Source organism: Streptomyces sp. NPDC017520 (genome assembly GCF_044329855.1).
Taxonomy (GTDB): Bacteria; Actinomycetota; Actinomycetes; order Streptomycetales; family Streptomycetaceae; genus Streptomyces.
Genome location: NZ_JBIRKB010000008.1, coordinates 100,152 through 118,438, shown reverse-complemented (window position 1 = coordinate 118,438; position 18,287 = coordinate 100,152). Strand labels below are relative to the sequence as shown.

General features: G+C 72.0%; 20 protein-coding genes. 9 read left to right on the top strand and 11 right to left on the bottom strand.

Annotation, left to right across the window (positions count from 1 at the left end; translation table 11 throughout):
- Nucleotides 1-107: 107 nt before the first annotated feature.
- The 3 genes from ACH4KB_RS20565 (at nucleotide 108) to ACH4KB_RS20555 (ending at nucleotide 1,467) form a co-directional block, all read left to right on the top strand.
- The gene (locus tag ACH4KB_RS20565) at nucleotides 108-662 is read left to right on the top strand and encodes an NUDIX domain-containing protein (RefSeq protein WP_398067322.1); all 555 of its coding nucleotides are present in this window, start codon (nucleotides 108-110) and stop codon (nucleotides 660-662) included.
- 98 nt (nucleotides 663-760) lie between these two features.
- Nucleotides 761-1,156 carry a YidH family protein gene (locus tag ACH4KB_RS20560; protein ID WP_398067321.1) on the top strand — a complete coding sequence of 132 codons (396 nt, stop codon included), beginning with the start codon at nucleotides 761-763 and terminating at the stop codon, nucleotides 1,154-1,156.
- Complete coding sequence (locus ACH4KB_RS20555; protein ID WP_398067320.1) at nucleotides 1,153-1,467, top strand: DUF202 domain-containing protein; 315 nt, start codon at nucleotides 1,153-1,155, stop codon at nucleotides 1,465-1,467. The genes ACH4KB_RS20560 and ACH4KB_RS20555 overlap by 4 nt, the downstream gene beginning before the upstream one ends.
- Nucleotides 1,468-1,525: 58 nt before the next feature.
- Here ACH4KB_RS20555 and ACH4KB_RS20550 read toward each other — a convergent pair whose 3' ends face one another.
- Together ACH4KB_RS20550 and ACH4KB_RS20545 are read right to left on the bottom strand one after the other, a co-directional pair.
- Nucleotides 1,526-2,461, bottom strand: coding sequence for an NADP-dependent oxidoreductase (locus ACH4KB_RS20550; protein WP_398067319.1), 936 nt, complete (start codon nucleotides 2,459-2,461; stop codon nucleotides 1,526-1,528).
- Between the two features lie 91 nt (nucleotides 2,462-2,552).
- Entirely contained in the window at nucleotides 2,553-3,842 is a 1,290-nt protein-coding gene (locus ACH4KB_RS20545; protein WP_398067318.1) for an enolase C-terminal domain-like protein, read from the bottom strand.
- Between the two features lie 155 nt (nucleotides 3,843-3,997).
- Here ACH4KB_RS20545 and ACH4KB_RS20540 point away from each other — a divergent pair, with 155 nt between their 5' ends.
- Nucleotides 3,998-5,020 (top strand): phosphotransferase family protein, encoded by a 1,023-nt coding sequence (locus ACH4KB_RS20540; protein ID WP_398067317.1) that lies wholly within the window; start codon nucleotides 3,998-4,000, stop codon nucleotides 5,018-5,020.
- Between the two features lie 4 nt (nucleotides 5,021-5,024).
- Complete coding sequence (locus ACH4KB_RS20535) at nucleotides 5,025-6,239, top strand: acyl-CoA dehydrogenase family protein (protein ID WP_398067316.1); 1,215 nt, start codon at nucleotides 5,025-5,027, stop codon at nucleotides 6,237-6,239.
- Between the two features lie 96 nt (nucleotides 6,240-6,335).
- Here ACH4KB_RS20535 and ACH4KB_RS20530 read toward each other — a convergent pair whose 3' ends face one another.
- From ACH4KB_RS20530 to ACH4KB_RS20515, 4 genes are all read right to left on the bottom strand, one after another.
- Nucleotides 6,336-7,670 (bottom strand): M28 family metallopeptidase, encoded by a 1,335-nt coding sequence (locus ACH4KB_RS20530; RefSeq protein WP_398067315.1) that lies wholly within the window; start codon nucleotides 7,668-7,670, stop codon nucleotides 6,336-6,338.
- A 317-nt stretch (nucleotides 7,671-7,987) separates the two neighbouring features.
- On the bottom strand, nucleotides 7,988-8,581 hold the full coding sequence (locus ACH4KB_RS20525; RefSeq protein ID WP_398067314.1) for a TetR/AcrR family transcriptional regulator: 594 nt from the start codon (nucleotides 8,579-8,581) through the stop codon (nucleotides 7,988-7,990).
- 49 nt (nucleotides 8,582-8,630) lie between these two features.
- Complete coding sequence (locus ACH4KB_RS20520) at nucleotides 8,631-10,334, bottom strand: AMP-binding protein (RefSeq protein WP_398067313.1); 1,704 nt, start codon at nucleotides 10,332-10,334, stop codon at nucleotides 8,631-8,633.
- A complete protein-coding gene (locus ACH4KB_RS20515; protein WP_398067312.1) occupies nucleotides 10,331-11,101 on the bottom strand; it encodes an SDR family oxidoreductase in 771 nt (256 codons plus the stop codon). Before ACH4KB_RS20515 ends, ACH4KB_RS20520 begins: the two co-directional genes overlap by 4 nt.
- 235 nt (nucleotides 11,102-11,336) lie before the next feature.
- On the opposite strand from ACH4KB_RS20515, the gene ACH4KB_RS20510 reads away from it, so the two are divergent.
- Entirely contained in the window at nucleotides 11,337-12,617 is a 1,281-nt protein-coding gene (locus ACH4KB_RS20510) for an exo-beta-N-acetylmuramidase NamZ domain-containing protein (RefSeq protein WP_398067311.1), read from the top strand.
- Between the two features lie 69 nt (nucleotides 12,618-12,686).
- On the opposite strand, the gene ACH4KB_RS20505 is transcribed toward ACH4KB_RS20510, so the two are convergent.
- Nucleotides 12,687-13,169 carry a GNAT family N-acetyltransferase gene (locus ACH4KB_RS20505; RefSeq protein WP_398067310.1) on the bottom strand — a complete coding sequence of 161 codons (483 nt, stop codon included), beginning with the start codon at nucleotides 13,167-13,169 and terminating at the stop codon, nucleotides 12,687-12,689.
- Nucleotides 13,170-13,401: 232 nt separating this feature from the next.
- On the opposite strand from ACH4KB_RS20505, the gene ACH4KB_RS20500 reads away from it, so the two are divergent.
- Nucleotides 13,402-14,016, top strand: a complete 615-nt coding sequence (locus tag ACH4KB_RS20500) for a hypothetical protein (protein ID WP_398067309.1) — start codon at nucleotides 13,402-13,404, stop codon at nucleotides 14,014-14,016.
- Nucleotides 14,017-14,040: 24 nt separating this feature from the next.
- Here ACH4KB_RS20500 and soxR read toward each other — a convergent pair whose 3' ends face one another.
- A complete protein-coding gene (soxR, locus tag ACH4KB_RS20495) occupies nucleotides 14,041-14,517 on the bottom strand; it encodes a redox-sensitive transcriptional activator SoxR (protein WP_398067308.1) in 477 nt (158 codons plus the stop codon).
- 113 nt (nucleotides 14,518-14,630) lie between these two features.
- On the opposite strand from soxR, the gene ACH4KB_RS20490 reads away from it, so the two are divergent.
- The gene (locus tag ACH4KB_RS20490) at nucleotides 14,631-15,092 is read left to right on the top strand and encodes a MaoC family dehydratase (protein WP_398067307.1); all 462 of its coding nucleotides are present in this window, start codon (nucleotides 14,631-14,633) and stop codon (nucleotides 15,090-15,092) included.
- A 37-nt stretch (nucleotides 15,093-15,129) separates the two neighbouring features.
- Here the strand turns inward: ACH4KB_RS20490 and ACH4KB_RS20485 are convergent, their stop codons facing one another.
- The 3 genes from ACH4KB_RS20485 to ACH4KB_RS20475 form a co-directional block, all read right to left on the bottom strand.
- Nucleotides 15,130-15,762 carry a TetR/AcrR family transcriptional regulator gene (locus ACH4KB_RS20485; RefSeq protein ID WP_398067306.1) on the bottom strand — a complete coding sequence of 211 codons (633 nt, stop codon included), beginning with the start codon at nucleotides 15,760-15,762 and terminating at the stop codon, nucleotides 15,130-15,132.
- Nucleotides 15,763-15,849: 87 nt separating this feature from the next.
- On the bottom strand, nucleotides 15,850-16,140 hold the full coding sequence (locus tag ACH4KB_RS20480) for a YiaA/YiaB family inner membrane protein (protein ID WP_069754201.1): 291 nt from the start codon (nucleotides 16,138-16,140) through the stop codon (nucleotides 15,850-15,852).
- 88 nt (nucleotides 16,141-16,228) lie between these two features.
- On the bottom strand, nucleotides 16,229-17,380 hold the full coding sequence (locus ACH4KB_RS20475; protein WP_398067305.1) for an acyl-CoA dehydrogenase family protein: 1,152 nt from the start codon (nucleotides 17,378-17,380) through the stop codon (nucleotides 16,229-16,231).
- Between the two features lie 91 nt (nucleotides 17,381-17,471).
- On the opposite strand from ACH4KB_RS20475, the gene ACH4KB_RS20470 reads away from it, so the two are divergent.
- The gene (locus ACH4KB_RS20470; protein WP_398067304.1) at nucleotides 17,472-18,149 is read left to right on the top strand and encodes a TetR/AcrR family transcriptional regulator; all 678 of its coding nucleotides are present in this window, start codon (nucleotides 17,472-17,474) and stop codon (nucleotides 18,147-18,149) included.
- Nucleotides 18,150-18,287: the final 138 nt, after the last annotated feature.

Below are 18,287 nucleotides of genomic sequence, written 5' to 3'. Positions count from 1 at the left end.
GGAAGGCCGGCCCACCGGACCGGCGAAACGTGCAGGTTACCCGTGCGTCAGATCTTGGGTACCCGCCGGGGCCACGTCAACCGTCCGGGTGATGTTGGATGAAACGTATGACGCCCTCTGACGAGATCCTGGACATCGTCGACGAGAACGACGAGGTCATCGGGCAGGCCCCGCGCGGCGAGGCGACCGCGCGAAGGCTGCGGCACCGCTGTGTGTCCATCGAGGCCCGCGACGCCGACGGGCGGGTGTTCGTCCATCGGCGTACGCCCACGAAGCTGGTCTTCCCCTCGCACTACGACATGTTCGTCGGCGGGGTGGTGGGGGCGGGCGAGTCGTACGACGAGGCGGCGCTGCGCGAGGCGGAGGAGGAGCTGGGGGTCTCGGGGCTGCCGCGGCCGGAGCCGCTGTTCCGGTTCCTCTACTCCGACGCGGACACCGGGTACACCTGGTGGTCCGCCGTCTACCGGGTGCGGTGCGAACTGCCGGTGGCCCCGCAGGTGGAGGAGGTCGCCTGGCACACGTTCCTGGACGACGCGGAGCTGGAGCGGCGGCTCGACGAGTGGCCCTGGGTGCCCGACGGGGTGGAGGCGTACCGGCGGCTGCGGGAGTTCCGGGCGGCCCGACCGGACTCGGACGCCCCGAACGGGTCCGCGCGAGGCTGACCGGGGCCGACCGAGACTGACCGAGATCGAACAGAATTGACTGGACGCAATCGAGACCGACCGGGCCTGATCGGTGAGCAGCCTCTAGGGTTCCAGGTGTGAACAAGATCGTGCAGAGCGTACGGCTGTGGTTCGCGCCGCAGCGGATCCGGGACGAGGGGGACACCCCCGACTACCGGTTCTCGCTGGCCAACGAGCGGACGTTCCTCGCCTGGATCCGGACGGCCCTGGCCCTGATCGCCGGGGGTTTCGCCGTCGACCAGTTTCTGCCGGAGCTGGTGTGGGGCGCCCGGGCCGGGCTCGCGCTCGGGCTGCTCGCGGCCGGGGTGCTCTGCGCGCTGCGGGCGGTCAACCACTGGGTGCGGTGCGAGCGGGCGATGCGGCGGGGCGAGGACCTGCCGGTGTCCCGGTTCCCGACCCTGCTGAGCCTGGTGGTCGCCGTCGTCGCCGTGGCGATGGTGGTGGTGGTCCTCTTCGGCTGGGAGGGCGTGTGACGGGGACGACGGACCGGGATCCCGGGCTCCAGCCCGAGCGGACACGGCTGGCCTGGCGGCGTACGACGCTGTCCGCCACGGTCGTCGGGCTGCTCGCGGTGCGGCAGGCGCTGCACGGCGGGGCGACCCCGATGGCGCTGGTCGCGGTGGCGTTGAGCGCGGCGGTCTGGCTGGGTTTCCTGGTGGTGGCCCACCGTCGGATGCTGCGGATGGAGACGGCGCGGCCGGAGCCGCTCGCCCCGCGCGGAGCGCTGGCGGCGACGCTGTGCACGGTGGCGCTGGCGGTGTTCGCGGCGGCGATGCTGTTCTGAGCCGCCGAGCCGCCGAGCCGCTGAGTCCGAACCGGGTGGACCGGCCCGGCGGGGCTCCTCAGCCGTCCCAGTCCACCGTCACCACGATCTTGCCGCGGGTCCGCCCCTCCTGGTTGAGCCGGTACGCGTCGGCGGCCTGCTCCAGCGGGAACACCCGGTCCACATGGACGGTGACGATGCCCCGTTCGGCCAGTTCCGCGACCTGGGCCAGGTCGTCGGCGTCGGGGCGCACGAACGCGTAGCGGCCGCCGTAGGAGAAGACCTCGCCGTCCGCGATGGAGGCGAGCCGGCCGCCCGGGGCGAGGGTGTCGGCGGAGGCGCGCAGCGCGTCGCCGCCCACCGTGTCGAAGGAGGCGTCGAAGCCGTCCGGGACCAGTGCGCGCAGCCGGTCGACGAGGCCCTCGCCGTACTCCACGGGCTCCGCGCCGAGGCTCCGGAGATGCTCGTGGTTGCGGGGGCTCGCGGTGCCGATCACCCGGCAGCCGGTGTGCCGGGCGATCTGGACGGCCATCGATCCGACGCCGCCGGCCGCCGCGTGGACCAGGACGGTGTCGCCGTCGCGGATCTTCAGGACGCGGTGCAGCACCTGGTAGGCGGTCAGCCCGGCCAGCGGCAGGCCCGCGGCCTCCTCGAAGCTCAGGCTCAGGGGCTTGCGGGCGAGGGTGCGCACGGGGGCGGCGACGTACTCGGCGAACGTACCGCGCGAGAGGAAGTCCTCGCGTACGTAGCCGATGACCTCGTCGCCGACCGCGAACTCGTCGACGGCGACGCCCGGTTGCACGACGACCCCGGAGACGTCCCAGCCGGGGATCACCGGGAAGACGGCTTCGAGGCCACCCTGGAGATAGCCCTCGCGGGCCTTCCAGTCGACCGGGTTGACGGCGGCGGCCCGTACCTTCACCAGGACCGTGTCGGGGCCGACCTTGGGGTCGGGCCGCTCGCCGTACTCCATGACGTCGGCGGAACCGTACGCGCTGTAGCTGATCGCCTTCATGCCTCGACCTTCCGTGCAGGTCGGGGCCGCCGCAACTCAGGGGGTACGGCCGGGTCCCGCCCCTCTCACCAGCGCGGGACCGTCGGCGTGCTCACCAGCGCGGGACCGTCGGCGTCGTCCACTCCGGGTCGGCGGCGCGCATCGCCGCCGCGTCGTCGCGCTCGCGGTGGGTCTCGTCCGCCAGCCAGCGACGGTGCAGGGCGGACAGGCGCTCGCGGTCCAGTTCGACGCCGAGACCGGGGGCGTCGGAGACGGTGAGCCGGCCCCCGGTGAAGGTGTGGCGCTCGGTGATGACGTCCTCGGTCTGCCAGGGGTAGTGGCTGTCGCAGGCGTACGCGAGGTCCGGCACCGTGGCGGCGACGTGGGTCATCGCGGCGAGGCTGATGCCGAGGTGGGTGTTGGAGTGCATGGAGAGTCCGACGCCGAACGTGCGGCAGATGCCCGCCAGTTCCCGGGTGCGGTGCAGTCCGCCCCAGTAGTGGTGGTCGCTCAGGACGATCTGGACGGCGTCGCGGGCGAAGGCCTCGGGGACCTCGGCGAGGGTGGTGACGCACATGTTGGTGGCGAGCGGGACGTCGGTTCCGGCCGACACCGCGGCCATGCCGGCCGTGCCGCTGGTGGGGTCCTCCAGGTATTCGAGGACGCCCTTCAGCCGCTCGGCGACGTACAGCGAGGTGGGGACGGACCAGGCGCCGTTCGGGTCCAGGCGCAGCGGGCGGCCCGGGAACGCCTCGGCCAGGGCGTGGATCGCGGCGATCTCCCGGTCGGGCTCGAAGACGCCGCCCTTGAGCTTGAAGGAGCCGAAGCCGTAGGTGTCGGCGAAGCGCCGGGCCTGGGCGACGACGCCGGCCGGGTCGAGCGCCGCGCCCCAGTCGTCCCTCTCGCCGGGGCCGGGGTGGGCGGCCCAGCGGTAGAAGAGGTAGGCGCTGTACTCGACGGTGTCACGGACCTTGCCGCCGAGCAGGGCGTGCACGGGCAGGCTCCGGGCCTTGCCGAGGGCGTCCAGGCAGGCGACCTCGAAGGCGGAGACGACCGAGAGCCGGATCTTCTCCGCGTTCCTGACTCCGCGCAGCCCCCCGGCGTCGACCCGGTCGTCGGCGGCGCGCGACGCACCGCACACCTCCTCGGCCAGGACGAACAGCCCGTTCAGATCCGTGACCGCCCGGCCCGGGAGCGCCTCGGCGAGGGAGCGCGCGGGCTCCAGGTAGGCGCCGTCGCCGTAGGTCTCCCCCACGCCGGTCGTCCCGCCCCGGGTGACCACCTCCACGATCAGGCGCGGGGTGTACGGCTGGTGGACTCCCTGGGTGTTCAGCAGGGGTGGATCGGACACGAGGATCGGGGTGAGCCGGACGCCTTCGATCACCAGATCAGCAGTATGCATACGTGAACTCTATTCAGGGATACGTTTCACCGCCAGGGTCGGACCGGCTTCCGCACCACCGGATCCCGGGCGTGCACTGGACGACATACCGACTGGTCGGCATCATGGTTCGCGATCGTCCAGTCGCCTCGTTCCGCCGCCCGGAGGTACGCACCATGAGCTCACTCCCCCCACCAGGTCTCGACCCGGAACTGCTGCGCGGCCATCTCGACCGCGAGCGGCCGGGGCTGGTGAGCGGACCTCTCGAAGCGCGGCTGATCGAGGGCGGCCGCTCGAACCTCACGTACACCGTCAGCGACGGGACGGGCCGGTGGGTGGTGCGCAGGCCTCCGCTCGGCCATGTGCTGGCCACCGCGCACGACATGACGCGCGAACACCGGGTGATCAGCGGCCTGTACCCCACCGCCGTACCCGTGCCGGAGCCGCTGCTGCTCTGCGAGGACGACAGCGTGATCGGCGCCCCGTTCTACGTGATGGAGTACGTCGATGGCACCCCGTACCGCACCGCCGAGCAGCTCGCCCCCCTGGGACCGGAGCGCACCCGGACGGCGGTCCTCGGGCTCGTCGACACCCTGGTCGACCTGCACGCCGTGGATCCCGGGGCGGTCGGGCTCGGGGACTTCGGGCGTCCCGACGGCTTCCTGGACCGCCAGTTGCGGCGCTGGGGCAAGCAGCTGGACGCCTCCCGCAACCGCGAGCTGGCGGGCATCGACGAGCTGCACGCCGCCCTCGGCCGCGGGCTGCCCTCCTCTCCCGCGCCCACCGTCGTCCACGGCGACTACCGCCTGGACAACGTGCTGCTCGGCTCCGACGACCGGATCAAGGCCGTCCTCGACTGGGAGATGTCCACGCTCGGCGATCCGCTGACCGACCTCGGTCTGCTCGTGATGTACAGCTCCGACCTCGACCTGCCCCGGTCGCCCGTCTCCACCACCAGCGGCGCGGCCGGGCATCCCTCCCCCGCCGAGCTGATCGAGCGCTACGCGGCCCGCTCGGGCCGGGACACCTCCGCCATCTCCTGGTACACCGCGTTCGCGTGGTTCAAGCTCGCCGTGATCCTGGAGGGCATCCACTACCGCTACACCCTCGGCCAGACCGTCGGCGCGGGCTTCGACCGGATCGGCGATCTGGTCCCCGTCTTCATCGAGCACGGCCTCACCACCCTCCAGGAAGGCTGAACCCATGGACTTCGCATTCGACGCCCGTACCGAGGAGCTGCGGAGCAGGCTGCTCGCGTTCATGGACGAGCACGTGTATCCGGCCGAGGAGGTCGCCGAGGAGCAGCGGGCGCGGCTCGCGTCCCCGTGGGACACCCCGGCGGTGGTGGGCGAGCTGAAGGCCGAGGCGCGGCGGCAGGGGCTGTGGAACCTCTTCCTGCCCGACGCGGAGTACGGGGCCGGGCTGACGAACCTCCAGTACGCCCCGCTCGCGGAGATCACCGGCCGCTCCCCGCACCTCGCGCCGACCGCGCTGAACTGCGCGGCCCCGGACACCGGGAACATGGAGGTGCTCTTCCAGTTCGCCACCGACGAGCAGAAGAAGCGGTGGCTGGAGCCGCTGCTCGCCGGGGAGATCCGCTCCGCGTTCGCGATGACGGAGCCGGACGTGGCGTCCTCCGACGCGACGAACATCGAGACGCGGATCGTCCGGGACGGCGAGGACTATGTCGTCAACGGGCGCAAGTGGTACATCTCCGGGGCGATGAACCCGGACTGCGCGGTCTTCATCGTGATGGGCAAGACGGACCCGGACGGCGCGGACATCCGCCGCCAGCAGTCGATGATCCTGGTGCCGCGCGACACCCCGGGCCTCGAAGTGCGGCGCGCGATGCGGGTGTACGGGTACGAGGACCACTCGCACGGCGGTCACGCCGAGGTGGTCTTCCACGATGTACGGGTGCCCGCGGCGAACCTGATCGGCGAGGAGGGCGGCGGCTTCGCCATCGCGCAGGCGCGGCTGGGTCCGGGGCGGATCCACCACTGCATGCGGCTCATCGGGATGGCGGAGCGGGCCATCGAGCTGATGTGCCGGCGGGCGGTGGCGCGTACGGCGTTCGGCAAGCCGCTCGCCCAGCAGGGCGTCGTACAGAACTGGATCGCGGACGCCCGGGTCACGGTGGAACAGTTGCGGCTGCTGGTGCTGAAGACGGCCTGGCTGATGGACACCGTGGGCAACAAGGGCGCGCACACCGAGATCCAGGCCATCAAGATCGCCACCCCGCGCGCGGTGGTGGACATCCTCGACTCGGCGGTGCAGCTGTACGGCGCGGGCGGGGTGAGCCAGGACTTCCCGCTGGCGGAGCTGTGGGCCTCGGCGCGGACGCTGCGGCTGGCGGACGGGCCGGACGAGGTGCATCAGCGGTCGCTGGCCCGGCGGGAGATCAAGCGGTACGTGTGACGGACAGCGGTGCCGCCCCCTCCCGAGGTGCTCTTCGGGAGGGGGCGGCGCCCGTACGCGTGCGGCAGGACTCAGAACGTACGCGTGCGGCAGGAGTCAGAAGGTGAGCTTCCAGCTGTCGATGTAGCCGGTGTCCTGACGGGCGACGTCCTGGACGCGGAGCTTCCAGGAGCCGTTGGCCACCTCGGCGGAGGCGTTGACCGTGTACGTCGTGATGACGTTGTCGGCCGAGTCGCCGCTGCTGGAGTTCTTCAGCCGGTACGCGGTGCCGTCCGGGGCCACCAGGTCGACGACCAGGTCGCCGCGCCAGGTGTGCTTGATGTCGACGCCGACCTGGAGGGCGGCCGGGGCGTTGCCCGTCCGTCCGGTGACCGAGACCGGCGAGGTCACGGCCGCTCCCGCGTCCGGGATGGCGACATCGGCGGTGTTGCTGAACACGTCCCCGGCGGGCGGTTCGCCGGTGCCGGAGGAGAGGGTCCAGATGGCGTGGGCGGCGGCGTCGCTGTTGCGGTCCAGGGCGGTGTCGTTGATGTTGCTCGTGGTGTCGCAGGACGAGTGGTAGCAGCGGTCGAAGGCCTGCCCCGCGGTCCCGCCCCACTTCTGCGCCTGGGCGGCGGACTTGGTGTAGCCGGCGCCGGTGAAGAGTCCGCCGACGGGGACGCCGACGTTCTTGAAGGGGGCGTGGTCGGAGCGGCCGTCGCCCTCGGTCTCGATCTCGGTGGGGACGTTCAGGCCGGCGAAGTAGTCCTTGAAGGTCTTCTCGATGACCGGGTCGTCGTCGTAGACGAAGTAGCCGGCGTTGGGCGAGCCGATCATGTCGAAGTTGAGATAGCCGGAGAGCTTGGAACGCTCGGCGGACGGCAGGTTGTTGACGTAGTACTTCGAGCCGACCAGGCCCAGCTCCTCGGCGCCCCACCAGGCGAACCGCAGGTGCTTGTCGGGCTGGTACCCGGCGCGGGAGACGGCGAGGGCGGTCTCCAGGATGCCTGCCGAGCCGGAGCCGTTGTCGTTGATCCCGGCGCCGGAGGAGACCGAGTCGAGGTGGGCCCCGGCCATCAGGACCTTGTTCGGGTCGCCGCCGGGCCAGTCGGCTATCAGGTTGTAGCCGGTGGCTCCGTTGGAGGTGAACTGCTGGAGGGTGGTGGTGTATCCGGCTGCGTCGAGCTTGGCCTTCACGTAGTCGACGGACGCCTTGTAGCCGGGGCGGCCGTGGGCGCGGTTGCCGCCGTTGTTCGCGGCGATCGTCGAGAGCTGCGTAAGGTGGGCCTTGACGCCTGCCAGGGGGATGTCGGGCGCCGCGGCGGCGGCTGTCGGCGACGCCTGCGCGCCGGCGGCCTGGGCGGCCGGTGCTCCGGCTCCGAGGACGGCGGCGAGGGCGACGGCCGCGACGGCCGTCGGGGATCTGCGCAGGGTGAAACGGTTCGGTCTCATTCACGGGCTCCGGATTCCGTTGGGGACTGACGGAACGTGCGGGGGGTCCCCGGCCGCGCGGTGATGCGGCCGGGTCCTGGAGCGTGGGCCCCGACAAGCGGCCCAGAGGTGCGCAATGCGTGACCGATGCTCAAGGAAATGACAGTGCTCCGTCAAGAGCGGAAACCGGACATGGCCGTTCTATTAACGGACAGTGGTTCGCCCGTGGACCCCGGCGCCTCATCGGGAGGCAGGACATACGTCATCTATCCAGACTCACCCCGACCGGCGGAGCGGGCCAGTGGATGGCACGGTCCGTCGGCCGGTCCCGTCCCCCGCTACGGACGCAGGGCCCGCAGCAGCAGGTCCGCGAGGTGGTCGGCGACCTCCTGGCGGCTGAGCGGGCCGTCCGGGCGGTACCAGGTGGAGAGGTGGTGGACCGAGCCGAAGTGGTAGTCGACGACCAGGTCGGCGGGGGTGGCCGAGGAGAACACGCCGGTGCGCTGGCCCTCCTCGATCAGGGCCCGGAAGCGCTCGTGGTAGCGGCGGCGCTCGACGCGCACCTGCTTGTTCTTCTCGGGGCTCAGGTGGTGCATGGAGCGGAAGAAGATCGCCGCGTCGTCCAGGTTGTCGATGGTCGTGACGACCACGTCGGCCGCCGCGTCGCGCAGCCGCCGCTCGATGGGCGCCTCGGCGTCCGCGAAGGCGTCCAGCCGCTCCTGCTGGAGCCGGAGCACCCGGGCGTAGACCTCCTGGAGCAGGTCCTCCTTCGAGCCGAAGTAGTGGTAGAGCGCCCCCTTGGTGACGCCCGCCGCCTCGACGATCTCCTGGACCGAGGTGCGGTCGTACCCGCGCTCGGCGAAGAGCCGGGTGGCGGCGGCCAGCAGCCTCTGAGGGACGGGAGTGCCGTTCTGATCCGTCGCCTTGGCCATGAGCCGCCACCTTCCTTTCGTACCGTGCGCGCGCTGTTTCGACGCCGTTCTAACGGGGGGAACGCAGTTCCCGCCTGAGGATCTTCCCACTCGCCGTCTTCGGCAGCTCGGCCAGGATCTCCACCTCGCGCGGATACTTGTACGCGGCGAGCCGTTCCTCGCAGTAGGCGCTCAGCTCGCCGGGCTCCACGACGGCCCCCGGACGCAGGCTCACGTACGCCCGGACCGTCTCCCCCCGGTACGCGTCGGGCACGCCCACGACGGCCGCCTCGCGCACCGCCGGGTGGGTGTGGAGGACGTCCTCCACCTCGCGCGGCCACACCTTGAACCCGGAGGCGTTGATCATGTCCTTCTTGCGGTCGACGACGTACAGCCAGCCCGCCGCGTCCATGAAGCCGATGTCGCCGGTGCGCAGCTCGCCGTCCGGGAAGGCGGCGGCCGTGGCCTCGGGGAGGTTCCAGTAGCCGGAGACGACCTGGGGGCCGCGCACCGCGATCTCGCCCTGCTCCCCGAAGGGGACCTCCCGGCCGGTCTCGTCGAGGATCCGTACGAAGGTGTCGGGGCCGGGGACGCCGACGGAGAGGGTGCCCGAGGCCGGGTCCACCGGGGCCTCGCGCTCGGGCGGGACCGAGGCGCAGGGGGCTGTGCACTCGGTGAGTCCGTAGCCGTTGCGGAGGTACGGGCCGAAGCCCGCGCGGAACTTCTCCACGAGCGCGGGCGGCAGGGGCGCGCCGCCTGAGGAGATCACCCGGAACGAGGCGAAGTGGTCCGGGGTGGCGTCCGGATGCGCGGCCAGTGCCATAAAGGCGGTGGAGGGGCCGACGGTGTAGGCGGGGCGGTGGGCGGCGAAGGCCTCCAGGACGACGCCCGCCTCGAAGCGGTGGGCCAGGACGAGGGTGCCCGCGTTGGCGACGCAGGCGGCGAGCTGGCAGACCATGCCGGTGATGTGGAAGAGCGGGGCGAGCGCGAAGTAGGCGGAGCCCTCGGCGATCGGATGGCCGGTGCGCTGGCGTTCGGCGTTGACCATGATGTTGCCGTGGGAGTTCATCGCGCCCTTGGGGGTGCCGCTCGTCCCGGAGGTGTAGCTGATCAGCGCCGTGTCGCCGGCGGTGAGCTCCCGGCCGGCCGGGGCCGGGTTCCCGGCGCGGGCGGCGGCCAGCAGGTCGTCCGCGAGGTCGTCGGGGCCGGGGGCCGGGAGCCGTTCGAAACCGAGGACGCGGGGGTCGTTCACGGTCTGGAGGTCCAGCTCGCAGGCGGTGAGCGCGACGGTGAGGTGCGGGGCCGCCGCCGCGGTCTCCCTCAGATACGCCTCCCACGCCCGGTCCGAGCAGATCAGCGCGGTGACCCCGGCGTCCGCGAGGACGTGGCCGACCTCGCCGGACTTGTACATCGGGTTGAGGGGGACGACGGTCGCGCCCGCCTTCCAGGCGCCGAGCAGCGCGAGCACGAAGTGCGGGCTGTTCTGGAGCATGATCGCGACCCGGTCGCCGCGGCGCAGCCCCCGGGCGGCGAGGTGCCCGGCCACCGAGTCGGACAGCTCGTCGGTCTCGCGGTAGCTCAGGCGGCCGTCGAAGTAGGCCAGGGCCGGGTGCTCGGGTGCGCGCCCGACCGCGGCGCGGAAGGCGTGCAGCACGGTCGCGGGCGGGGTGACGGGGGCGCGCTGGGCGTCGCTGAGCAGGGCGAGCCACGGCTGGGCCGCGTAGACCGAGCCGCCGGGGCCCGGGGTGGCGGGGGCGGGGGTCGGGTCGTTCACGCGCCGCTCGCCTCCCACTTCCGCTGGAGGCGGTTCATACTGCCCATCCACCGGTCGGGATCGGCGGCGCGGGCCTGGTAGTAGCCGGCCACCTCGGGGTGCGGCAGGACCAGGAAGCGGTCGGCGTCCATCGCCTCGAACAGCGCGTCGGCGACCGCGTCCGGCTCGATGGCACCGGGAGCGAGGACCAGCTCGCCGGCCGAACCGGCGGCGGTGAGCATGTCGGTGCGCACGCCCTGCGGGCAGATCGCGTGGACCTTGATCCCGCGATGGCGGTAGGTGAGCGAGAGCCACTCGGCGAAGGCGACCGCACCGTGCTTGGTGACGCTGTACGGGGCCGCGCCGATCATCGTGAGCAGCCCGGCGGCGGAGGCCGTGGTGACGAAACGGCCCCTGCCGCGCTCCAGCCAGTCCGGCAGGAGGGCCCTGGCCGCGCGGACGTGGGCCATCACGTTGACGTCCCAGGCGGCGGCCCAGATCTCCTCGTCGGCGAACACGTCGCCGGGCGAGGCCAGGCCGGCGTTGGCGCAGTAGACGTCCACCGTGCCGTCCAGCGCATCCCGGGCGGCGTCCACGATGCCCGAGGCGTCCCCGGCGACGGCGAAGCCGCCGATCTCCTTCGCGAGCGGTTCGATCCGGGCGAGGTCGAGGTCGTTGACGACGACCCGCGCGCCCCCGGCGGCGAACCTGCGGGCCAGAGCGGCGCCGATGCCGCCTCCGGCCCCTGTGACCACTACGCCGGCGCCCTGCACCGTACCCATCGTCATCCCGCCCTTCCCATCCGGCTGCACCGGCAGACTAACCGGTCGGTATGTGATCCGGGAAGAGGCGGGAACGGACCGGCCGGAGCCCGGAGCAGGCGCGGGAGAGGGCCGGAAGGAGGCCGGGAGGAGCGAGGTGCCCGGCTCGGGGAATCCGGCGCGGTCCAGGTCGTTCCGTGCGGCCCCGGCCCGCGCTAGCGTGCGTGGCCATGACAGTCGGCGCGATCATGGAGGTAGCGGAATGAGCCTGTCCCGACGTGGTGTGCTGGCCGCGGGAGGCGCCGTGGGCGCGCTCGCGGCGACAGGGGCCGGCACCGGCCCCGCCGCGGCTTCGGCCGTCCCCGGACGCGGCTCCGGGCCCGGGCGCGGCCGGGTGCGCACCGGCTTCGACCGGCTGGCGGCCGACGGCTACCGGTCGCTGCGGGGCCAGGAGGTCGGGATCGTCACCAACCCGACCGGCGTCACCGCGGACGTCCGGCACATCGTCGACGTGATGCACCCGGACGCACGGGTGGACCTGACCGCCGTCTTCGGCCCCGAGCACGGGTTCCGGGGCACCGCGCAGGCCGGTGGCTCCGAGGGCCGCTACGACGACCCGGCGACCGGGCTGCCGGTCTACGACACGTACCTCAAGAGCGGGCAGCCGCTCGCGGACATCTTCAGCGCCTCGGGCGTGGACACGGTCCTCTTCGACATCCAGGACGCGGGCGCGCGCTTCTACACGTACATCTGGACGCTGTACGACTGCATGGAGGCGGCGGCGCTGGCGGGCAAGCGCCTCGTCGTGCTGGACCGGCCGAACCCGGTGACCGGGCGGGCAGCGCTGGGCCCGGTGCTGGACCCGGCGTTCGGCACGTTCGTCGGCCGCGGGGAGATCGCCCAGGCGCACGGGATGACGGTGGCGGAGCTGGCGCTGTTCTTCAACGCGGAGTTCCTGCACGAGAATCCGGTGCGGCTGGACGTGGTGACGATGTCGGGGTGGCGGCGCTCGGACTTCTTCGACGACACCGGGCTGCCGTGGGTGCCGCCGAGCCCGAACATGCCGACGCCCGAGACGGCGCTCGTCTACTCCGGCACCTGTCTCTTCGAGGGCACGAACCTCTCCGAGGGCCGCGGCACGACGCGCCCCTTCGAGCTCCTGGGAGCGGAGGGCGTCGACCACCGCTGGGCGGCCGCCGCGAACGCCCTGGAGCTGCCGGGGGTGGCCTTCCGCGAGGCGTACTTCGCGCCGACCTTCTCCAAGTTCGCGGGGAAGACGGTGGGCGGGGTGCAGGTGCACGTCCAGGACCGGGAGGTCTTCGACCCGGTCCGCACCGGGATCGCCCTGCTGGTGACGGCGAAGCAGACGTGGAGCGGCTTCACCTGGCGGCCGGACAACTGGATCGACAAGCTGACCGGGAACACCCGCGTCCGTACGATGATCGACGCGGGCGCGGACACCGACACGGTGGTACGGGCGTGGCGGCGGGACCTGTCGGCGTTCCGGGCGAAGCGGCGGAGGTATCTGCGGTACGGAGGGTAGGAGCACCTTCGTACCGAGGATCAGGAGCACCTTCGTACTGAGGATACGGAGGGCGGTCCCTGCGTCCGATCAGGCCGTGAGGTCCAGGTCGCCGAGGTATTCGCCGTCGTCCGTGAGGCCCCGCTTGCGGTAGCCGAGGCGGAGGTAGAACTCCTCGGGGCCGCCCTCACCGGGCTCCCAGGTCACGGTCGAGACTGTCCCGCCCCGCCGGCGGATCTCCTCGTTCACCGCCCCCACGGCGAACCGTCCGTAGCCCCGGCCCTGCTCGTCGGCGGCGATGGCGAGCCGCCAGAGCCCCGAGCGGGGCGGGGCGTCCGGCACCCCGGCGTCGAAGTCGAACGGCAGGTCGAAGTAGGCCATCACGAAGCCGACGAGGCGCTCGCCGTCGCGGATCAGCCGGGGCCAGGCCAGGTCGGGGTGGACATAGGCCTCGGCCAGGGACCGCGCGACCGGGGCGACGAACCGGCGCTGTTCGGGTGCGACTTCCAGCCGACAGGCGGCGAGCACGTTGTCGGGGGTCACCTTTTCCAGGCGCGGACGAGCTGTTGTCATGGGGGAACCCAACCGCACGGGACCGTGACGCCGCCATCGGATTTCGCCACCCGCGCGAGGAGTGAGCCCTCGCACCACCCGTCCGCGCGCCGCTTCGCTCCCGCCCGTTGCACCCCTTCCCACATGGGGAGTCTCGGCCAATGGACGGATCTCATCTTTCGATGGAGCCGAAACGGGCAGGCGTACGTCCATTCCTTGACGTCCAAGGACGAGCGACGGAGGTGGCGGTGCCATGGCCGGTTTCCGGAGTCTTGCGAGACAGGTCCGCGATCCGATGGGGGATCTGGCCCTGCGGCGGTATTCGCTGCGCAAGTGTTTGGAGAGGTTCGCCCCCTACGGGCACCGGGCGACCTGGGACCATCTGTGCGCCCGGCACGGGATCGATCCCGAGGACCGGGCGCCCGATCCGGTGCGCCTGGTGGGCGCGCTGGACGAGCTGGAGGAGGCGCGGGCCGTCTGGCTCGCGTACGAGGCGGGGTTCGCCGAGCGGCGGCGGCGCGAGAAGCACGCGGGGGTGCGGCGGCCCGGTGCGTTCGACGACTGGCACCGCCGCACCTGGGGCGGTCACGGGGTGGCCCGCTGCTCCGACCCGGACATCCATCCCACCGAACCGCTCGCCGAGGTCCTGCGCCGCCTGATCGCGGCTCTGGGCGCCGGCGCCGGCTCCGCCTGCCCGGTCTGCGCGGACACCGGCATCGAGTGGCGGCAGGAGCGGGGCGAGGCGCCGTGGGCGGGCCCGGTGTGCACGGGGTGCGGGATCGCGGTGCCGCAGCCCGCCCTGACCGACCGCACACTGGCCAGGGCGCGGCTGCCACGGCACCGGAGGCCGGCCACAACGGCGGCGTGAGGCCTCGCGCCCGCGCCGCGGGGACTACGGGCGCCTGGGCGGCTTCCGGCCCTCGGGCATGAGACGGGAACCGGTGATCCGCTCACCGACGATGTCGTCGGGGTTGGACAGCACACAGGTCTCCAGCGAGAGACAGCCGCATCCGATGCAGTCGGTCAGATGGTCGCGCAGGCGGTGCAACTGCCCGATGCGCTCGTCCAGTTCCTTGCGCCAGGCCTCGGAGAGGCGGGCCCAGTCCTCGCGGTTCGGCGTGCGCTCCTCGGGCAGTTCGGCGAGCGCCTCCCGGATCGTGACCAGGGGAATACCGACGCGCTGGGCCGCCCGGACGAAGGCGACCCGGCGCAGCGCGTCCCGCGAGTAGCGGCGCTGGTTGCCGCTGGTGCGGCTGCTACTGATCAGGCCTTTGGTCTCGTAGAAGTGCAGGGCCGAGATGGCCGCGCCGCTGCGCGCCGAGAGCTGGCCGACCGAGAGTTCGTGGTGTGTCTGGGGAATCTGGGGCACCCCTCGAATCTACTGCCATGTCGTTGACAGGAACGCGCCCCACAACGATGCTGAGCAAGCGCTTAGACATCGCGCCTGATGGTGCGCCGAGCCGGAAGGCAGGAACCGGGAACATGGCAGAGCCGAGGATCTTCACATCCGCGCGGGAGCTGCGGGACGGAGTGGGTGAGCAGCTGGGACACAGCGACTGGCTGGAGATCGATCAGGAGAGGGTCGACCGGTTCGCCGACGCGACCGGCGACCACCAGTGGATCCACGTGGACCCGGAGCGGGCGAAGGACGGGCCGTTCGGCACGACCATCGCGCACGGCTATCTGACGCTCTCGTTGCTGCCCGCGCTGGTGCCGCAGGTGATGCGGGTCGAGGGCATGAAGATGGGCATCAACTACGGAACCAACAAGGTCCGTTTCCCCTCGACCGTCCCGGTCGGCTCGCGGCTGCGGGCGACAGCGGTGCTGCGTGACGTCGAGGAGGCCGGCGGCGGTGTACAGGTCACGGCGGTCGTCACGGTCGAGCGCGAGGGCAGCGAGAAGCCGGCCTGCGTCGCCGAGTCGGTGTCCCGCTACTACTTCTGATACTCCTGAAACCGTCGGCTGCTTCCGAAACCGTCGGCTACTTCTGGGCCTGCCCGGCTCCGACCATGCGCAGGACGAGGCCGGCGTACAGTTCGCCGACCTCGTCGGGGGTGCGGGCGCCCCGGGCGTTGAACCAGCGGGCCACGTCGATGCAGAGGGAGAGCACCGCGAGGGCGGTGCCGGGGACGTCGGGGACGTCGAACTCGCCGTCCCGCACCCCTTCGCCGATGATCCGGCGCACCACCGCGTCGCTCCTGCGCCGCAGGGCGACGATCTCGGTGCGGTGCCCCTCGCCGAGCGCGTCGAGCTCGTACTGCACGACCCGGGCGGTGGTGTGCCGCTCCGCGTGCCAGCGGACGAAGGAGCGGACGGCCCCGGCGAGGCGTTCGGCGGCCGTGCCGTCCCGGTCGGCCTCGGCCGCGAGCACGTGCAGCGCCCGCTCGTGGCCGAGCTTGCTGATCCGGTGGAGCAGCTCTTCCTTGGTCTTGTAGTGGATGTAGAGCGCGGCCGGGCTCATCCCGGCCCGGCCGGCGATGTCACGGGTGGTGGTCGCGTGGTACCCGCGCTCGGCGAAGGCGTCCACGGCGGCGACGAGGAGCCGCCTGGCCGCCTCGGGAGTGACCTCGCCCCACGGCGCGTCCTCGCCGCTCGTCTCCTCCGCCGCACACATCGCCCAGGGCCCCTCTCCGTCAGCAGGACGAACACCATACCCCGAACCTGAGCAAGCGCTTAGCGGTTGCCCCGCCGATCTTGCCGGTCAGAGCTTCTGGAAGGGGTCGTGCTCGGCGAGGATCTTCTCCAGCCGGGCCTGGTCCACCCGGCTGACGATCTGTCCGGCCTCCTGGCGGTCCCTGATCACCTTGGCGAGCGTGAAGCAGGACGTGACGAGGTAGAGCACACCGATGGCGAGGAAGCCGCGTACCCAGGCGTCGGCGTCGAGGAAGAAGATGCCGAAGGCCACCGCACCGATCGCCACCATGAAGGAGGCGACCGCCTGCAGGTAGAAGGCGGCGGTGCTCTGCTGCTTGACCGATGTCGTGTCACTCATGGGTTCAGCATCCGCCGACGTGGCGCCTGCCACATCCGCGCCCGTACTCAGGCCCGTACTCAGACACCCGTACGAACCCGCGAGCCGGTCAGAAGGCGGAGACGCCGGTCAGCGCGCGCCCGATGATCAGCTTCTGGATCTGGCTGGTGCCCTCGTAGAGCGTCATCACGCGGGCGTCCCGCAGCAGCTTGCCGACCGGGTACTCGTCGATGTAGCCGTAGCCGCCGAAGACCTGGAGGGCGTTGTTGGCGCAGCGGACGGCGGCCTCGGACGCGTACAGCTTGGCCTTGGACGCGGCGGTGGCGAACTCCTGGCCCCGGTCGATCAGGTCGGCGACCCGCCAGGTCAGCAGCCGGGCCGCGTCCACGTCCACGGCGATGTCACTGAGCAGCTCCTGGACGAGCTGATGGCGGGCGATGACCTTGCCGAACTGTTCGCGCTCACCGGCGTAGCGCACGGCCGCGTCCAGGGCCGCCTGCGCGATGCCCACGCAGCCCGCCGCGACGGACATCCGCCCCTTGGCCAGGGCGGACATGGCGATGGAGAAGCCCTTGCCCTCGGGCCCGAGGAGGGAACCGGCCGGTATCCGGACGTCCTGGAGGACCAGTTCGGCGGTGGCCTGGCCGCGCAGGCCGAGCTTGCCGTGGACGGTGCGGCGGGTGAGGCCGGGGGTGTCGGTGGGGACGAGGAAGGCGGAGACGCCCCGGTGACCGGGGGCGTCGTTCGTCCGCGCGAAGAGCAGCACGACATCGGCCCAGGTGCCGTTGGTGATGAACATCTTGGTGCCGTTGACGACGTAGTCACCGCCGTCGCGCACGGCCCGGGTGGCGAGGTTCCCGGCGTCCGATCCGGTGCCGGGCTCGGTGAGCCCGAAGCAGCCGATCGCCTCGCCGGAGGTGAGCCGGGGCAGCCAGGCCCGCTTCTGCTCCTCGTCGCCCCAGGACGCGACGGTCTTGGCGACCAGCCCGAGCGATACGGAGACGATGCCGCGCACCGAGGAGTCGCCGCGCCCCAGCTCCTCGGTGACCAGGCAGTAGGACAGGTGGTCGCCGCCGGAGCCGCCGTACTCCTCGGGGACGGTCAGACCGAGGAAGCCGAGGCCCCCGAGCTTCTTCACGATCGACCTGTCGACATTCTCGGCTCGGTCCCACGCGACGACGTGGGGCGAGACCTCGCGGGCGACGAAGTCCTCGGCCAGTTTCCGGACGGCTTCCTGCTCCTCGCTGAGCGTCAGGTCCATCGTGCCCACCCACTGCCTCTCACGGGCGCCGCTCGGGCGCACTTTAATTAGCACTGCTAGTTTTCGGTTCGCAGGCCCTACTATGAGCCGCATGGCCCGACCGCGCAAGCCCCTCCTGAGCAGAGACCGCATCGTCGGGGCGGCGAGCGCGCTCGTGGACTCCGAAGGGCTGGACGCCGTCTCCACGCGTCGGCTGGCGGCCGTCCTGGGCGTCAGCGGCCCTTCGCTCTACAACCACTTCCGCAACAAGGAGGAGATCCTCGACGCCGTCGCCGACGCGGTCTCCGTACAGGTCGATCTGTCGATGTTCGAGGAGGCGGACCCGCGCGACTGGCGCGAGGCCCTGCACGACTGGGCGCTCTCCTACCGGGCCGCCCTCGCCGCGCACCCGCACATCGTCCCGGTCCTGGCCCGGGGCCCCGGACGGCGCCCGGCGGGGCTGCGGGTCGCCGACGCGGTGTTCGGGGCGATGGTGGGGGCGGGGTGGCCGCCCGCGCAGGCGACCCGGATCGGGGCGCTCATGCGCTACTTCATCACCGGCTCGGCGCTGGGCTCCTTCGCCGGGGGCTTCGTCGACGACGAGACCGCCTACGACCCCGCCGACTACCCGCATCTCGGCCAGGCCCACCTGCTCGCCGACCACCGCCGCCAGGTCGACGAAGGGGCCTTCGAGACCGGGCTGCGGGCCCTGCTGGACGGGCTGGCGATCCAGTACGAGCAGTACGCGCGACCCACGGAAACGGCTCCCCCCGCACCGCATCGTCGCTGACGCGGGCCGGCCTCGAACAGCCCGTCCGGGGCCGTTCCCGGAGAGACACGGACAGGGCGAGGGTGGACGGGGCGGGCCGGTCGCCGATTGACGGTCCTCGACAATTCAGTGGGGGTCGGAGCGTTCCCCGCTCTACGG

Excerpts from the sequence above, each read along its gene's own strand:
- ACH4KB_RS20540 (WP_398067317.1), top strand. The coding sequence starts at position 3,998 with ATGAGCTCACTCCCCCCACCAGGTCTCGACCCGGAACTGCTGCGCGGC.
- ACH4KB_RS20515 (WP_398067312.1), bottom strand. The coding sequence starts at position 11,101 with ATGACGATGGGTACGGTGCAGGGCGCCGGCGTAGTGGTCACAGGGGCC.
- ACH4KB_RS20550 (WP_398067319.1), bottom strand. The coding sequence starts at position 2,461 with ATGAAGGCGATCAGCTACAGCGCGTACGGTTCCGCCGACGTCATGGAG.
- ACH4KB_RS20565 (WP_398067322.1), top strand. The coding sequence starts at position 108 with ATGACGCCCTCTGACGAGATCCTGGACATCGTCGACGAGAACGACGAG.
- ACH4KB_RS20470 (WP_398067304.1), top strand. The coding sequence starts at position 17,472 with ATGGCCCGACCGCGCAAGCCCCTCCTGAGCAGAGACCGCATCGTCGGG.
- ACH4KB_RS20490 (WP_398067307.1), top strand. The coding sequence starts at position 14,631 with ATGGCAGAGCCGAGGATCTTCACATCCGCGCGGGAGCTGCGGGACGGA.
- ACH4KB_RS20485 (WP_398067306.1), bottom strand. The coding sequence starts at position 15,762 with ATGTGTGCGGCGGAGGAGACGAGCGGCGAGGACGCGCCGTGGGGCGAG.
- ACH4KB_RS20510 (WP_398067311.1), top strand. The coding sequence starts at position 11,337 with ATGAGCCTGTCCCGACGTGGTGTGCTGGCCGCGGGAGGCGCCGTGGGC.
- ACH4KB_RS20480 (WP_069754201.1), bottom strand. The coding sequence starts at position 16,140 with ATGAGTGACACGACATCGGTCAAGCAGCAGAGCACCGCCGCCTTCTAC.
- ACH4KB_RS20545 (WP_398067318.1), bottom strand. The coding sequence starts at position 3,842 with ATGCATACTGCTGATCTGGTGATCGAAGGCGTCCGGCTCACCCCGATC.
- ACH4KB_RS20530 (WP_398067315.1), bottom strand. The coding sequence starts at position 7,670 with ATGAGACCGAACCGTTTCACCCTGCGCAGATCCCCGACGGCCGTCGCG.
- ACH4KB_RS20475 (WP_398067305.1), bottom strand. The coding sequence starts at position 17,380 with ATGGACCTGACGCTCAGCGAGGAGCAGGAAGCCGTCCGGAAACTGGCC.
- ACH4KB_RS20525 (WP_398067314.1), bottom strand. The coding sequence starts at position 8,581 with ATGGCCAAGGCGACGGATCAGAACGGCACTCCCGTCCCTCAGAGGCTG.
- ACH4KB_RS20535 (WP_398067316.1), top strand. The coding sequence starts at position 5,025 with ATGGACTTCGCATTCGACGCCCGTACCGAGGAGCTGCGGAGCAGGCTG.
- ACH4KB_RS20505 (WP_398067310.1), bottom strand. The coding sequence starts at position 13,169 with ATGACAACAGCTCGTCCGCGCCTGGAAAAGGTGACCCCCGACAACGTG.
- ACH4KB_RS20500 (WP_398067309.1), top strand. The coding sequence starts at position 13,402 with ATGGCCGGTTTCCGGAGTCTTGCGAGACAGGTCCGCGATCCGATGGGG.